Consider the following 14,538-nt stretch of genomic DNA (forward strand, 5'->3'; position numbering starts at 1 on the left):
TCATGCCGAGTGGTGACAGCGCGCACTGCGGCCGGGCCCGCCGCGCGGGGAGGCTGGGGGCATGGAAGCGAACGGACACGAACACGTGATTGAGGTCACCGACCTGCGACGTGTGTACGGGGGCGGGTTCGAGGCCGTGGCCGGAGTCACCTTCTCCGTGCGCCGCGGGGAGATCTTCGCGCTGCTCGGCACCAACGGCGCCGGCAAGACGTCCACCGTCGAACTGCTGGAGGGCCTGGCCGCCCCGGCCGGCGGACGGGTGCGCGTCCTCGGGCACGACCCGTACACCGACCGGGCCTTCGTGCGCCCCCGCATCGGCGTGATGCTCCAGGAGGGCGGCTTCCCCTCGGAGCTGACGGTCGCCGAGACGGCACGGATGTGGGCCGGGTGCGTCAGCGGGGCCCGGCCGCCGGCGGAGGTGCTGGCGCTGGTCGGGCTGGAGTCGAAGGCCGGTGTCCGGGTGAAGCAGCTGTCCGGCGGCCAGCGTCGCCGCCTGGACCTCGCGCTCGCGCTGCTCGGCGAACCCGAGGTGCTCTTCCTGGACGAGCCCACCACCGGTCTGGACGCCGAAGGACGCCGCGACACCTGGGAGTTGGTGAGCGCGCTGCGCGCCGCCGGGACGACGGTCCTGCTGACCACGCACTACCTGGAGGAGGCCGAGCAGCTCGCCGACCGGCTCGCGATCATGCACGCCGGCCGCATCGCCGCCACCGGCACCCCGGCCGAGGTCACCGCCACCCAGCCGTCGCGGATCACCTTCGAGCTGCCCGAGGGCTACTTCGTGGGCGATCTGCCGCCGCTGGCCGAACTGGGCGTGACCGCCCACGAGACCGACGGCCGGACCGTGCGGCTGCGCACCCGTGAACTCCAGCGGGCGGCCACCGGCCTGCTGGTGTGGGCCGAACGGGCACAGGTGGAGCTGCGCCGCCTCGACGTCAGGTCGGCGTCCCTGGAGGAGGCGTTCCTCGGCATCGCGAAGGAGGTCTCCGCACAGGAGGCCCCGCAGACGGCAAAGGAGTACGCGGCATGAGCGCCACCGACACCCGGGCGCCCTCGGCACGCGCCCCGAAGGCGGCGGCCACCACCCCGATGAGCCGGATGGCCTCCCTCGCCCGTGCCGAACTGACGCTGCTCGGACGGAGCAGGGGCGCGCTCGTCGCCGGGCTGGTGGTGCCGCTGGTCATGCCGCTCAGCGTGCGGTCCGCGGCCGAGGAGATGGACCTCGCCGGGGCCGGACTGACCATCGGCACCCTGGTGCTGCCCGCGGCCGTCGGCTTCTCCCTGCTGTTCGCCGTGTACTCGACGCTCGTGGGCGTCTTCGTCGTCCGGCGCGAGGAACTCGTCCTGAAGCGGCTGCGCACCGGCGAGCTGCGGGACGTGGAGATCCTGGCCGGCTCGGCGCTGCCGGCCGTCGCCACCGGGCTGCTGCAATGTCTGCTGCTGGCGGTGGCCTGCGCCGCCCTGCTCGACCTGTCCGCGCCGTCCGCGCCCCATCTGGCCGTCGTCGGCCTGCTGTTGGGGCTCGTGATGTGCTGCGCCCTCGCCGCCGCCACGGCCGGCGTCACCCGGACCGGTGAGAGCGCCCAGGTCACGCCCATGCCGCTGATGCTCGTCTCGATGATCGGCTCCGGGATGTTCGTCCCGCTGGAGCTGCTCCCCGCCAAGCTGGCCTCCGTCTGCGAGCTGCTGCCGCTGACGCCCGTCGTCACCCTGGTGCGCGGCGGCTGGACCGGGGAGCTGTCGGCGTCCGAGACGCTGGGCGCCCTGGCGACGGCGGTGGCCTGGACCGCGCTCGCCGTGTTTGCTGTACGGCGGTGGTTCCGCTGGGAGCCGCGGCGCTGACGTACGAGGAGAGCGGGGCTGGCGGGCAGATGCGCAGGCCGGAGCGGTGGTGGCGGCGGAAGAGCACGCCGCAGAAGGTGGAGACGTACACACGGTGGTCGTTCCACTTCTTCGGGTTGATCGAGTTCGGCGTCGGCGGCCTGACCGCCTACGGCCAGGTCGACGCGCGACTCGCGAGTGTGCTGGCCCTGCTGGTCGGCGTGCACGCCGCGGTGTGCGCGGTGACCGCCTCGCGGGCGCTGGACTGGACGCGGGGGCAGCGGGAGCGGCCCGTGCGGATGCTGTGGCTGCTCGGCGCCCTCACCGCGGTCCTCGCCGTCGGCGCGGTCGCCCTCATGGAGCACGGCCCGGCCGGTGAGGCGGTCGACGGCGCGGCCGGCGCGGTCTTCGGGGGCGCGCTGAGTTTCGGCACCGGGACCATGGCGCTGGCGGTGCGCGGCCGGCGGCGGGTGATGGCGTTGGTCGTCGGCTACCCGCTGGGGGCCGGCCTGGTGACGTTGGCGTTCGGCCGGCCCGTCGTCGCCGCGCTCGTCACGGCCTGCTTCGCACTGATCGGGGCCGCGTTCATCGCCTTCACCTGCATCTTCTCCGTCTGGCTGCTCAACGCCGTGTACGAGCTGGACGAGGCCCGCGAGACCCGGGCACGGCTGGCGGTCGCCGAGGAGCGGCTGCGGTTCGGACGGGACCTGCACGACGTCCTGGGACGCAATCTGGCGGTGATCGCCCTCAAGAGCGAGCTGGCCGTGCAGCTGAGCCGGCGGGGGCGGCCCGAGGCGGTGGAGCAGATGATCGAGGTGCAGCGCATCGCGCAGGAGTCGCAGCGCGAGGTCCGGGACGTCGTACGGGGCTACCGGGAGGCCGACCTGGAGGCCGAACTCGCCGGCGCGCACGGTGTGCTGACGGCCGCGGGGATCGGCTGCGACGTCAGCGGCGAGACGGCCGGGCTGCCCGCCGAGGTGCAGTCGGCGCTCGGCTGGGTGGTGCGGGAGGCCACCACCAACGTGCTCCGGCACGGGGACGCGGAGCGGTGTGCCGTGACGGTGCGGACGGAGGAGGGGCGTGTGGTGCTGACCGTGGAGAACGACGGGGTGAAGGGGGCGGGAGCCGGTGGAGCCGGTGGTCTCGGTGGGGCGGGTGGTCCCGGCGGAGCCGGTGGTCTCGGTGGTCTCGGTGGGGTCGGTGGCCCAGGTGGGGGCGGAGGCAGTGGCTCTGGCGGTTCCGGTGGGGGCGATGGTTCCGGCGGGGCGCAGGGTTCCGATGCTGCCGGGGGCTCGGGGGGCTCCGGTCTGGCGGGGCTGCGGGAGCGGCTGTCCGCGGTGGGCGGGACGCTGGAGGCCGGCCAGGCCGGCGGCGGGCTGTTCCGGCTGGTGGCCGAGGTGCCGTTGACCGGCGGTGCGGTACTGGAGGCCTCGTCGTGAGCGCTGCGGTACGGGTGCTGCTGGCCGACGACGAGCACCTGATCCGGGGGGCGCTGGCCGCGCTGCTGTCCCTGGAGGACGATCTGCTGGTGGTCGCCGAGGCGGCCAGCGGGCCGGAGGCGCTGGCGATGGCGCGGGCCCATGTGCCGGACGTGGCCGTACTGGATCTCCAGATGCCCGGCGCGGACGGTGTGAAGGTCGCCACATCGCTGCGGGCCGAGCTGCCCGGCTGCCGGGTGCTGATCGTGACCGGCCACGGGCGCCCCGGCCATCTCAAGCGGGCGCTCGCGGCGGGTGTGCGCGGGTTCGTGCCGAAGACGGTCAGCGCCCAGCGGCTCGCCGAGATCATCCGCACGGTGCACGCCGGAAACCGCTACGTCGACCCCGAGTTGGCCGCCGACGCCATCTCCGCCGGGGACTCCCCGCTGACCGCGCGGGAGGCGGAGGTGCTGGAGCTGGCCGCCGACGGGGCGCCGGTGGCGGAGATCGCCGAGCGGGCCGCGCTCGCGGAGGGAACGGTGCGGAACTACCTGTCGTCGGCGGTGACGAAGCTGGGGGCGGAGAACCGTCATGCGGCAGTGCGTCTCGCGCGCGAGCGCGGTTGGGTATAGTTGCTCTCGCGCCACGGCGCAACGCGGACGTAGCTCAGTTGGTAGAGCGCAACCTTGCCAAGGTTGAGGTCGCGAGTTCGAGCCTCGTCGTCCGCTCGGGAAGAGCGAAGGCCCCGGTCGTCGACCGGGGCCTTCTGCGTTGCCGGGGAACGACCCTGGCCGGGGGCCGGGGCCCCCGGAAGAAGGGCCCGGGCCGGGGCCCCCGGAAGGGCCCCGGAAGGGCGGTCAGGCCCAGGGGACGCCCGTCAGGCGCTCGTAGGCCTCCACGTACTTGGCGCGGGTGGCGTCCACGACCTGCTGCGGCAGCGGCGGCGGGGGCTGCTCGCCCGCGCGGTCCCAGCCGGACTCCGCGGAGGTCAGCCAGTCGCGCACGAACTGCTTGTCGTACGACGGCTGCGCCCGGCCCGGCTCCCACTGGTCGGCCGGCCAGAAGCGGGAGGAGTCGGGGGTGAGGACCTCGTCGGCGAGGACCAGGTCGCCCTGGCCGTCGCCCTCGAAGCCGAACTCGAACTTGGTGTCGGCCAGGATGATCCCCCGCTCGCGGGCGATGTCCCGGGCGCGGGAGTAGACGGCGAGGGTCGCCTGGCGCAGCCGGGCCGCGGTGTCGGCGCCGACCTGGCGGGCGGCCTCCTCGTAGGAGACGTTCTCGTCGTGCTCGCCGACCTCGGCCTTGGCGGCGGGCGTGAAGATCGGGGCGGGCAGCTCCGAACCGTCGACCAGGCCCTCCGGGAGGGCGAGGCCGCAGACCGTGCGGGAGGCGTTGTACTCGGCCAGGCCCGAGCCGGTGAGGTAGCCGCGGGCCACGCACTCCACCGGGATCATCCGCAGCGACTTGCAGACCAGCGTGCGGCCCTGCCAGTCGGCGGGGGCGCCCGCGGGCAGTTCGGTGCTCAGAACGTGGTTCGGGACCAGGTCGGCGAGCTGCTCGAACCACCACAGGGAGAGCTGGGTGAGGACGCGGCCCTTGTCGGGGATCTCGGTCGGCAGCACCCAGTCGTAGGCGGAGATGCGGTCGCTGGCGACCATCACGAGGTCGCCCGCATCGTTCTGGTACAGGTCGCGCACCTTGCCGGTGTGCAGATGCACCAGGCCCGGGACCTCTGTCGGCTCGGGCTTTTCGACGAATCCGGACACGGTACCTCCCCGTGGTTCTGTCCAAGTGGGTCGATTGTCCCGTACGACCGGACGATCACGGACAGCGGGTCAGTCGCGTTTGCAGATGCGGTCCAGGAGGTTGGCGGTGGCCCGCTGGATCCGGGGGTCGACGTGGCCCGGCCGGTCCAGGGCCGGGGACCAGGCGAACGTTCCGGACGCGAAGACCCAGGCCCCCGACGGTGCCCGGTACAACGACGTCTCCTGGTGGCGCCGGGCGCCGTGGGCGTCGGTGTACGGGGAGTGGGCCAGCAGGACCCGCTCGTCGTGGTCGGGGAGCGGGGTGCGCGGGAAGTAGCGGTCGGCCTCGCCGGCCACCAGCCCCTCGATCTCGTCGCCCTCATGCGCGCCGGTCGCCTCCCACAGCCAGTGCCCGGCGTTGCGGACGATCAGGGGGTGCGGCTCGGGTACGTGGCCCGCGTACTGGATGCCGAGGAGTTGCTGCTCGGCGCGGTCGGCCTCCCGCCAGAGCACCGGTTTGCCCGGTCCCTTGCGCTTGCGGCAGGTCAGCAGCCGGTCCGGGACGCCGGACGGGGACGGGGCCAGCTCCACCTGCCAGTACATGGTGTTGGCGGAGAGGAAGACCAGGGACGTGCCGTGCTCGCGGGCCAGTTCGGTGGTGCGGCGCATGGCCGCCGACCAGTACTCGTCGTGGCCCGGGAAGACAAGGCCCCGGTAGCGGGCCGGGTCGACGCGGCCGGCGTGCAGGTCGCGGGCGTCGGCGTAGGCGAGGTCGTAGCCGTAGCGCTCGGCGAAGCGGATGACGTCGTAGGCGTGGCCGACGTGCAGCGGCAGCCCGGCGCCCGCGTACGGGCGGTCGAAGGAGACGGTGGTGGCGGCGTCGGCCTCGCCCAGCAGCCGGCCGTCCTCGTCCCAGGCGTGGTAGAGGCTGGCGCCGGTGCGGCCGTCCTCCGGATACAGGTTGTACGCCTGCCAGGTGACGTCCGGCAGCACGAGGAGCAGGTCGGCGGGGCGGTCGTCGCGGACCGTGAAGGGCACGTGGGAGCGGTAGCCGTCGGCGGTGGTCAGCACGGCGACGTACGCGCCGACGTTCCAGTACGAGGGGATCTGGAGCCGCCAGGACAGCCACCAGTGGTGGCAGGAGACCGTGCGGTCGGCGGCGAGCGGCGGGGGCTGGACGATGCCGGACAGCCGTGGGCTGGTGGTGATCTTGGCGGCGCCGTCTCCCCCGTAATGGCCGATGCGGTAGACGTCGACGGCGAACTCCTGCGGTGGGTTCACGGTGACGTGGAAGTCGATCGCCTCACCGGGGGCGGCGGCGCCCGTGGACGTGAACCCCTTGATCTGGAGCCGGACGTCGTCCGCGGCGCGGGGGCCGCCGTCGGAGTGGCGGACGGCGGTCCGGACGGTGCGGGTGGTGCCGGTGGCGCCTGCGGTGCCGTCGGTGCCGGTGGTGTCGCCGGTTGTCCGGCCGTCGTCGTGGGCGTCCACGTACCAGGGGACCACCTGGCCACCGTCGCCGAAGTACGTCTCACCGCCGCGCAGCCAGGGCACCGGGCCCTGGCCGAAGGGGTCCGTCACGGCGTGCGCGAGTGCTCCCGACTCCCAGCGGCGGACCTGCTCGGACCCCATGGGTCATTCCCCTCCCTCGTGCCCCCGTGGTCGTGCGTATGACGTACGCGATTGCCATGTGCGCGATTCGGTCCCAGCACATCACATTTCGCACGCGTGCGGTCACTGTTCGTCGTGAACTGGCCGAAAGTGGAATCGGAGGGTCCGGAACGAGGGTGGGGCGGCTCAGGTCAGACGAGGCGTACCGGCTTCTCCGGCCGTATCCCCTGCTCGGCCAGCCAGGCCCGCAGCGGGGCCGCGTCGCCGGTCTCGACCAGGGCGCGGACCCGGGGGGACAGGTCGGCGGCCCGCTCACCGCCGATCAGCAGGGAGGGGCCGTCGAGCCAGTCCAGGCCCGGGGTGGCGCCGGCGGTGTCCATCGCCGCGCAGCACACCATCGCGGTGACGTGGTCGGCGAGCAGCTCGCGGCCGGTGCGCGGGGGCTGCGGAGGGAAGAGGGGCAGCGCGCGGTCGTCCCACAGGACGGGATCGGGGCCGGGGGCGGGGGCCTGCGCGGGAGGCGCAGGGGCCGCTGTCGGAGCCGTCGCTCCCGTGGGGCCGGTATCGGTGCCGGTGCCGGTGGTGCCGGTGGCGGTGGTGCCGGTGGCGGGGGAAGCCGCGCTTCTGGCGTCCGCCTCCTCCCGGGCGAGTTCGGCACTGAGGCCGGCGGCCAGGGCGGCGCCGCGGGGGGTGGTGCCGAGGTCGTCCTCGTCGGGGTCGGTGTCGTCGAGGCCGGCTTCGGGACCGGGCTCGTCGCCGCCGGTGACCGGCGGGAGGTGCCCCTTGCCGTCGGAAGGGTGCGGGGCGGAACCGGGGGTGGTGTCGGCGGGCGGGGAGGCTGCCGGGCCGGATGCAGGGTCGGGTGCCGGGTCGGCGAGGTGGTCCAGGACGCGGGCCAGGGTGGGGGCCTCGGCGCCCGGGCCGTCGGCCGCGGAGGAGAGGTGGGCGGCGCCGGAGGACGGGCCGGTCGCGGCGGAGGCGTCGTCGCCCGGCACCGTGCGGACCGCGGTGCGGCGGACGCCCATGGAGTCCAGGACGCGGTGCAGCCGGGCGGCGTCGGTGCGCCAGGTGCGGTCGACGACCTCTTCCGGATATTCGTGCCACTCCACCGGCGCCCAGTCCGGGCCCGGCTCGGTGGGCCCGCCGTGGAAGAGACGGGCGGCGAGGAGGGAGGCCGCCTCGTCGACCGCGCCGGGCTCCTCCAGCAGGTCGCAGGCGGGGCGCTCGCCCAGCCGGGAGGCGAAGCCCTCGGCCAGCCGGTCGCGCCGGGACAGTTCGGTCAGGGCGGCGACGACCCCCGCGTCCAGCCGGGACGGCCAGCGGCCCATCCGCCAGGCGGGCAGCGCCACCCGGGTCAGCAGGCGGTCCCAGCCCGCGTACGCCAGCCCCACCTGCTCCTGGGCGACGATCCGCAGCCCGTAATCCACAGCCTGTGCACGCTCGGCCGCCGCGGCGGCGACGCCGCGCTCCATCTCGGCGGCGTGCACCCGGCAGCTGTGCAGCAGCAGCCTGGCCACCCGGCCGACGCCCGCCGCCACCGCGCGGGACAGCGGGTGACGGCCCCCCGCGGAGGCGACCGCGACCGCCGCGTCCAGGCCCCGCACGAAGCGCCGGGCGGCGGCTATGTCGGGGTGCGCCGACGGTCCCGTACCGGCGACGACGGGGGCGAGGACCGCGCGCAGCTCACCGACGCGCATCCACCACAGGAAGGGGGAGCCGATCACGAGGACGGGCGCGGCGGCCGGGCGGCGGTGCGCGGACCCGTCCGGGCCGGCGACGTCACCTCCGGCGGGCTCCTCCTCCGCAGGGGGGCCGTGGGCCGGATGGGTGCGGTCCTCCAGCCAGCTGTCGCAGTCGGGGGTGAGTGCTATCGCCGACGGCGCGGGGACCTCGAGGCGGTCGGCGAGGTCGCGCACCATCCGGTACAGGTCGGGGGCCGATTCCTCGGCGATCGGGACCGTGGGGCTGACGGCGGGACGGGCGCGGGCGACGACCAGGGCGATGCCCGCGGCGGCCAGCAGCACCAGGAGCGCGAGCACGGAGACCGCCCAGCGGACGGCGTCCCAGCCCGCGCCGGTCAGATGGCCCGTGGAGCCGCCCGCGAGCAGGATCACGGCGGCGGCAGCGGGCACCAGGGCGACGGCCAGGGCCCGGCCGCGGATGCGCAGCACGGCCACCGCCCGGGCCCGCGCGGCCTGCGCGCCCCGCTCCTCCACTCCCGTACCGGTCATGACCGAACCTCGCCCCCTCCCTGCCTCTCGTGACGCTGCCTGGTGGTGCTCACTCCCCCACTGTGGCACCCGCCACTGACATCGCAATGCCGGTGGGCCAAGTGCCGGAACGCTTGCGCCGCACCCTAGTTGGGGGCTCGGTGCCCGTCAGCCGTATGGGGCAGCGGTCACTCGATGGAATGGCTTTGGGGAAAGGTGGATGACGGACAGCGACGATCAGGCCTAGGGTCCCGAGCTGCACGGGAACCGATTTCCGGACGCGGGAACCGACTTCCGGACGGCTGTGGACAGCGGTTCCGGGACAGCGGCGGGCCCCGGTTCCTCAGACGGAACCGGGGCCGTAGGGGTTCACCGCGGACGGGGAAGATGCCGGGCGGCCGGAGGGCGGTTACGCGTCGGCCACCGGGGCGGTCAGGTGTCGGCCGGTCGGCGGTTACGCGCTGGCCGCCGGGTGGTTACGCGTCGGCCGCCGCCTTGGCCGCGATGTCCGTGCGGTGCTGGGAGCCGTCGAGACCGATGCGGGCGACGGCGCGGTAGGCGCGGTCGCGGGCCTCGGTGAGGTCGGCGCCGGTGGCGGTGACGGACAGCACGCGCCCGCCCGCGCTGACCACGGCGTCGCCCTCGCGCCGGGTTCCGGCGTGCAGGACGTAGACGTGCGGGGCGTCCTGGGCGGCCACCTCGTCCAGTCCGGTGATCGGGTCGCCGGTGCGCGGGGTGCCGGGGTAGTTGTGCGAGGCGACGACCACGGTGACGGCGGCCTCCTCGCTCCAGCGCAGCGGCTCGAGGTCGGCGAGGTTGCCGGTGGCGGCGGCCATCAGGAGGCCGGCCAGCGGGGTCTGGAGCCGGGCGAGGACGACCTGGGTCTCGGGGTCGCCGAAGCGGGCGTTGAACTCGATCACGCGGACGCCGCGCGAGGTGATCGCGAGACCGGCGTAGAGCAGGCCGGAGAACGGGGTGCCGCGGCGGCGCATCTCGTCGACGGTCGGCTGGAGGACGGTCTGCACGACCTCGTCGACGAGCTTCGGGTCGGCCCAGGGCAGCGGGGAGTACGCCCCCATGCCGCCGGTGTTGGGGCCCTCGTCGCCGTCCAGCGCGCGCTTGAAGTCCTGGGCGGGCTGGAGCGGGCGGACGTTGTCGCCGTCGGTGATGGCGAAGAGGGAGACCTCGGGGCCGTCGAGGTACTCCTCGACGACCACGCGGTCGCAGGCCGCCGCGTGCGCCTTCGCGGCGTCCCGGTCGGAGGTCACGACGACGCCCTTGCCGGCGGCGAGCCCGTCGTCCTTGACGACGTACGGCGCACCGAACGCGTCGAGGGCCGCGTCGACCTCCTCCGGCGTGGTGCAGACGTACGAACGCGCGGTGGGGACGCCGGCCGCGGCCATGACGTCCTTGGCGAAGGCCTTGGAGCCCTCCAGCTGCGCGGCCTCCTTGGAGGGGCCGAAGACCGGGATGCCCGCGTCGCGGACGGCGTCGGCCACCCCGGCGACGAGGGGGGCCTCCGGTCCGACGACGACCAGTCCGGCGCCCAGCTCGGTGGCCAGCGCGGTCACGGCCGCGCCGTCGAGGGCGTCGACCTGGTGCAGCTCGGCGACCTCGGCGATGCCGGCGTTGCCGGGTGCGCAGTGCAGCGCGGTGACGTCGGGGTCGAGGGACAGGGAGCGGCACAGGGCGTGTTCGCGGGCGCCGCTGCCGATGACGAGGACCTTCACGGGGTCAGCCTAACGGGAGCGCGCGGCGACGGTTGTGCGGGCTTCCGAAGGAGTGAGGGTGGCGGGCTCGTAGATTCCTCCAGGGGAGGGGCCGGCGGGCGGCTGCCCGGGCGCGGCCCGGCGCGCCGTCAGGTGCCGGGCCCTGGCCTCGGCGCCGGGGCGCGCTACTCGTTGACGATCTCCTCGACCACGGTCGCGCCCAGCTCCCGGACGAGGAGTTCCTGCCCGGAGAGGGCCGACTCGTCGAGGTCGGGGTCGTCGTCCTCGGGGATGTCGTCCTCGATGGAGACGGAGCGCGGCGCGGGAGCCGAGGCCCGCGGAACCGGGGCCGCCGGTGCGGTGGCGGGCGTGGACGCCGGTCCGGCGGCGGCCGACGCCTGGGGCGCCTGCGGTGCCGGGGACGGCGCGGAGGGTGCGGAGGCGGAGGGCCCGGAGGCGGAGGGCGCCGGTGCCGGTGCCTCGGATCGCTGCGCGGACGCACCACCGCTGTGGCCACCGCCGTAGCCGCCGGCGGGTCCGGTCGGCGGCGGGGGGGCCGAGCCGCCCGACGGGTCGACGACCGCCTCGATCTTCCACTGGACGTTGAACTGCTCGACCAGCGCCTGCCGCAGCACGTCCTCGCTACCGCTGCTCAGGAAGTTGTCGCGGGCGCCGGCGTTGACGAAACCGAGCCGCAGGGAGGTGCCGTCGAAGCCGGCCACCTGGGCGTTCTGGCTGAGCAGGATCCAGGTGAACCGGCGACGGTTCTTGACCGCCTCGAGGATGTTCGGCCAGAGATTGCGGGGGTCGAGCCCGCCGCTCGCGGGTGCGGGCGCCGCCGCGTGACCGCCGCCCGACGCCGGGGGCGCGGCCGGAGAGGCGGCAGGTGCGGCGGGCGTGGGAGGCGCCGCGGGCGGGGCGGGTGTGCCAGGGGCCGGCGCCTGGCCGCCGCCCGCCGATGCCGCCGTGGGCCAGCCGCCGGGCCGCCGGCCACCGCCCGCAGGGGCGGCGGTCGGCCAGGCGCCGGGCGCGGGCGGGTTGGCCGAAGCGGCTGAGGCGGAGTCGGCACGGGACGCCGCGGGGACCTGGCCCTGGTCCTGGCCACCGGAGCCGCCACCCGGACCGGAGGGCTGTCCGGCGTCGGGTCCGCCCGGCCCACCCCCTGCACCTGCCGCCCCGGAGGCACCAGCACCACCCCCCGAGGCACCACCGGGCGCACCCGGACCACCGCCGGACACACCCGAGCCGCCACCGGGCGCACCCGGACCACCACCGGACGCACCGAAGGCGCCCTCCCCCTCGGGAGCGGCACCCCCCGACGCCCGGACCGCCGCCCGGGCCGCGGCGGGCCCGCCACCGGGCGGTACGGGAGCCCCCACGCCCCCGCTGTCGGCGTGCCCCGCCTGCCCAGGACCCACCGGAGCGGCAGGGCCCACCGGAGCAGCCGAGCCCGAGGCCGCCCCATGGGCACCGGGCCCGGGCACGTACCCCATGGCGGGCGCGCCCGCCCCCGAGGCGAAGCTCACACCCCGCTCGATCCGGTCGAGGCGGGCCATCACGGACCGCTCGTCGCCGTACGCGGCGGGCAGCAGCACGCGCGCGCAGATCAGCTCCAGCTGGAGCCGGGGCGAGGTGGCGCCGCGCATCTCGGTGAGCCCCTCGTTGACGAGGTCGGCGGCGCGGCTCAGCTCGGCCGCGCCGAAGGACCGCGCCTGGGCCTGCATGCGCTCGACGACGTCGGCCGGGTGGTCGAGGAGGCCCTTCTCCGCGGCGTCGGGCACGGCGGCGAGGATGACCAGGTCACGGAGCCGCTCCAGCAGGTCGGCGACGAACCGGCGGGGGTCGTTGCCCCCCTCGATCACCCGGTCCACGACCTCGAACGCGGCGGCGCCGTCACCGGAGGCGAAGGCCTCCACGACGGAGTCGAGCAGGGAGCCGTCCGTGTAGCCGAGCAGGGCGGTGGCCATGGCGTAGGTCACACCGTCGGCCCCGGCACCGGCCAGCAGCTGGTCCATGACGGACATGGAGTCACGCACGGACCCGGCGCCGGCCCGCACGACGAGGGGCAGCACGCCGTCCTCGACGGGGATCCGCTCCTTCTGGCACACCTCTGCGAGATAGTCGCGCAGGGTGCCGGGCGGCACGAGGCGGAACGGATAGTGGTGCGTACGGGACCGGATGGTCCCGATGACCTTCTCCGGCTCGGTGGTCGCGAAGATGAACTTCAGGTGCTCGGGCGGCTCCTCGACCACCTTGAGCAGCGCGTTGAAGCCCGCCGACGTGACCATGTGGGCCTCGTCGATGATGTAGATCTTGTACCGGCTGCGGGCGGGCCCGAAGAACGCCTTCTCGCGCAGGTCGCGGGCGTCGTCGACACCGCCGTGCGAAGCGGCGTCGATCTCGATGACGTCGATGGACCCCGGGCCGTTGCGCGCCAGGTCCCGGCAGGACTGGCACTCGCCGCACGGCGTGGGTGTGGGACCTTGCTCACAGTTCAGACAGCGGGCCAGGATCCGCGCGCTGGTCGTCTTGCCGCACCCGCGCGGACCGCTGAACAGGTACGCGTGATTGACCCGGTTGTTCCGCAGCGCCTGCTGCAGCGGGTCGGTGACATGCTCCTGCCCGATGACCTCGGCGAAGGACTCCGGGCGGTAGCGGCGGTAGAGCGCGAGAGACGACACGCATACGAGGTTATAGGCGCCCACCGACAACCGGCCGGGCCCCGGGAACCCGGGCTTCGTCGGCGACCACGCACGGGAAGCACCCGGGGACGGAACGCGAACGCCCCCCACGCACCCGCCAGAGCCGACCTACCCTTGCTGCCTTCCGGCCCTGGGGGAGTTCAGTCAGATAGCGCCGCGTGAGGGGCTGCGCCCAGGTTACCTGATCGAAGCCGCTCGGAACGAGTTCGCGAGCACTCCCCGGCGTCATGTAATGTTTCCGGCGGAGGATTCGCCTAGAGGCCTAGGGCGCACGCTTGGAAAGCGTGTTGGGGGCAACCCCTCACGAGTTCGAATCTCGTATCCTCCGCCGGTTCAGAGGGCCGGGTCACGGATGTGGCCCGGCCCTCTGGCGTCATCCGTCTCGGGTGGCTTTTGTCTGGCCCCGGACGGTCGCAGCGGTGTTGTGAGCGTCACAGAGACGGCCGTGCCGCGCGCCCGCGTCCCGAAGCTGCCGCTGGTGCGGAGGTCGGTGTTCGGACCGGCTCCCCTCCAGGGCACCTGGGCTCCCAAGCTGAGGTCTCGCCGCTGGCTTGGTCGGTCAGTGCTGCCGGACGAGCATCGCGTCGTCCGGCCGGTAGAAGCCACTGGGAACTGGGGGGCTCCAGCAAAGGTGGGCTGGACCCGGATGGAACTCGGCACGCATCGGCGGGAAGCGGAGCCTGCCCGAGGTCTTGTACGTGCGTGACCCGGCACAGGCTCGGTTTCCTCGGCTCGGCTCACCGACGCTCGGCCAGGACCGGGAGCTGATTCCAGCCCATCCGGTCATGGCTCCTCTGACGCCGGGGTCGGGAGGGGGCTGATGCCCGGCTCGAAGTGGTCGCGCAGGTAGATACGGGTGCGGTCCGGGGCGTAGTCGTGGACGTGCAGTTCAAGGCAGTGCCGGTCGGCAGAAGGATCACTGGACGCGGGGTCGGTGCAGAGGTCACCGAACCGCATGCCCGACTTGAGCGACTCCGGCTCCGCCACGCCCAAGTGCCTGAAGTCGGTGGTCGGCACGTCGGTGACGGCCGCCTCGGGCTCCAGCAGCTTGCCCTCCGGCGGATACTTCACCAAGAAGCTCCGCGTCTGCGACCTGGTCAGCGTGAACGTGAGTACGCCGGTGTCGAAGCGGGAGGTCACTCGGTACCCGGCCCGCACGTCTTCGGCGCCGTCGGGGACGTCGATCTCCATATGTGCGCTCATCCACTCGGGTGTGATGCCTCCGGCCCACTCGTCCCCTTGGGCCTGGCCCGACGCTCCATCACTGACGGAGCATGCTGTCGCGGCAAGGCCCCCCAGGATGGCCAGCGCACCGACCGTCA

Annotated in this window: 10 protein-coding genes, 2 tRNA genes and 1 other RNA gene; 6 read left to right on the forward strand and 7 right to left on the reverse strand. The window is 74.4% G+C overall.

Annotated elements, in window-relative coordinates; all coding sequences use genetic code 11:
* The first annotated feature begins 61 nt into the window (after positions 1 to 61).
* From ACZ45Q_RS22185 to ACZ45Q_RS22205, 5 genes are all read left to right on the forward strand, one after another.
* On the forward strand, positions 62 to 1,030 hold the full coding sequence (locus tag ACZ45Q_RS22185) for an ABC transporter ATP-binding protein (protein WP_468264028.1): 969 nt from the start codon (positions 62 to 64) through the stop codon (positions 1,028 to 1,030).
* On the forward strand, positions 1,027 to 1,842 hold the full coding sequence (locus tag ACZ45Q_RS22190) for an ABC transporter permease (RefSeq protein ID WP_468264031.1): 816 nt from the start codon (positions 1,027 to 1,029) through the stop codon (positions 1,840 to 1,842). Before ACZ45Q_RS22185 ends, ACZ45Q_RS22190 begins: the two co-directional genes overlap by 4 nt.
* Positions 1,843 to 1,871: 29 nt before the next feature.
* Complete coding sequence (locus tag ACZ45Q_RS22195; RefSeq protein ID WP_468264416.1) at positions 1,872 to 3,260, forward strand: sensor histidine kinase; 1,389 nt, start codon at positions 1,872 to 1,874, stop codon at positions 3,258 to 3,260.
* A complete protein-coding gene (locus ACZ45Q_RS22200; RefSeq protein ID WP_468264034.1) occupies positions 3,257 to 3,871 on the forward strand; it encodes a response regulator in 615 nt (204 codons plus the stop codon). The genes ACZ45Q_RS22195 and ACZ45Q_RS22200 overlap by 4 nt, the downstream gene beginning before the upstream one ends.
* A gap of 23 nt (positions 3,872 to 3,894) precedes the next feature.
* Positions 3,895 to 3,967: transfer RNA gene (locus ACZ45Q_RS22205), tRNA-Gly, on the forward strand.
* A gap of 129 nt (positions 3,968 to 4,096) precedes the next feature.
* Here ACZ45Q_RS22205 and ACZ45Q_RS22210 read toward each other — a convergent pair.
* From ACZ45Q_RS22210 to ffs, 6 genes are all read right to left on the reverse strand, one after another.
* Positions 4,097 to 5,005 carry a phosphoribosylaminoimidazolesuccinocarboxamide synthase gene (locus tag ACZ45Q_RS22210; protein ID WP_468264036.1) on the reverse strand — a complete coding sequence of 303 codons (909 nt, stop codon included), beginning with the start codon at positions 5,003 to 5,005 and terminating at the stop codon, positions 4,097 to 4,099.
* A 69-nt stretch (positions 5,006 to 5,074) separates the two neighbouring features.
* Positions 5,075 to 6,616 carry a N,N-dimethylformamidase beta subunit family domain-containing protein gene (locus ACZ45Q_RS22215; protein ID WP_468264038.1) on the reverse strand — a complete coding sequence of 514 codons (1,542 nt, stop codon included), beginning with the start codon at positions 6,614 to 6,616 and terminating at the stop codon, positions 5,075 to 5,077.
* A gap of 170 nt (positions 6,617 to 6,786) precedes the next feature.
* Positions 6,787 to 8,826 (reverse strand): hypothetical protein, encoded by a 2,040-nt coding sequence (locus tag ACZ45Q_RS22220; RefSeq protein WP_468264041.1) that lies wholly within the window; start codon positions 8,824 to 8,826, stop codon positions 6,787 to 6,789.
* Between the two features lie 455 nt (positions 8,827 to 9,281).
* Positions 9,282 to 10,535 carry a phosphoribosylamine--glycine ligase gene (purD, locus tag ACZ45Q_RS22225; protein WP_468264043.1) on the reverse strand — a complete coding sequence of 418 codons (1,254 nt, stop codon included), beginning with the start codon at positions 10,533 to 10,535 and terminating at the stop codon, positions 9,282 to 9,284.
* 164 nt (positions 10,536 to 10,699) lie between these two features.
* Positions 10,700 to 13,195 (reverse strand): DNA polymerase III subunit gamma and tau, encoded by a 2,496-nt coding sequence (locus ACZ45Q_RS22230; RefSeq protein ID WP_468264046.1) that lies wholly within the window; start codon positions 13,193 to 13,195, stop codon positions 10,700 to 10,702.
* A gap of 93 nt (positions 13,196 to 13,288) precedes the next feature.
* Positions 13,289 to 13,387: signal recognition particle sRNA small type (gene ffs / locus ACZ45Q_RS22235), an RNA gene on the reverse strand.
* A 72-nt stretch (positions 13,388 to 13,459) separates the two neighbouring features.
* Between ffs and ACZ45Q_RS22240 the strand changes: the two genes are divergently transcribed.
* Positions 13,460 to 13,544: transfer RNA gene (locus ACZ45Q_RS22240), tRNA-Ser, on the forward strand.
* Between the two features lie 455 nt (positions 13,545 to 13,999).
* On the opposite strand, the gene ACZ45Q_RS22245 is transcribed toward ACZ45Q_RS22240, so the two are convergent.
* On the reverse strand, positions 14,000 to 14,419 hold the full coding sequence (locus ACZ45Q_RS22245; RefSeq protein WP_468264049.1) for a hypothetical protein: 420 nt from the start codon (positions 14,417 to 14,419) through the stop codon (positions 14,000 to 14,002).
* Between the last annotated feature and the right edge of the window lie 119 nt (positions 14,420 to 14,538).

Source organism: Streptomyces sp. NPDC031049, from assembly GCF_055571015.1.

Coding starts and splice junctions, on each gene's coding strand:
- ACZ45Q_RS22185 (WP_468264028.1), top strand. CDS start 62: ATGGAAGCGAACGGACACGAACACGTGATTGAGGTCACCGACCTGCGA.
- ACZ45Q_RS22190 (WP_468264031.1), top strand. CDS start 1,027: ATGAGCGCCACCGACACCCGGGCGCCCTCGGCACGCGCCCCGAAGGCG.
- ACZ45Q_RS22195 (WP_468264416.1), top strand. CDS start 1,872: ATGCGCAGGCCGGAGCGGTGGTGGCGGCGGAAGAGCACGCCGCAGAAG.
- ACZ45Q_RS22215 (WP_468264038.1), bottom strand. CDS start 6,616: ATGGGGTCCGAGCAGGTCCGCCGCTGGGAGTCGGGAGCACTCGCGCAC.
- ACZ45Q_RS22220 (WP_468264041.1), bottom strand. CDS start 8,826: ATGACCGGTACGGGAGTGGAGGAGCGGGGCGCGCAGGCCGCGCGGGCC.
- ACZ45Q_RS22245 (WP_468264049.1), bottom strand. CDS start 14,419: ATGAGCGCACATATGGAGATCGACGTCCCCGACGGCGCCGAAGACGTG.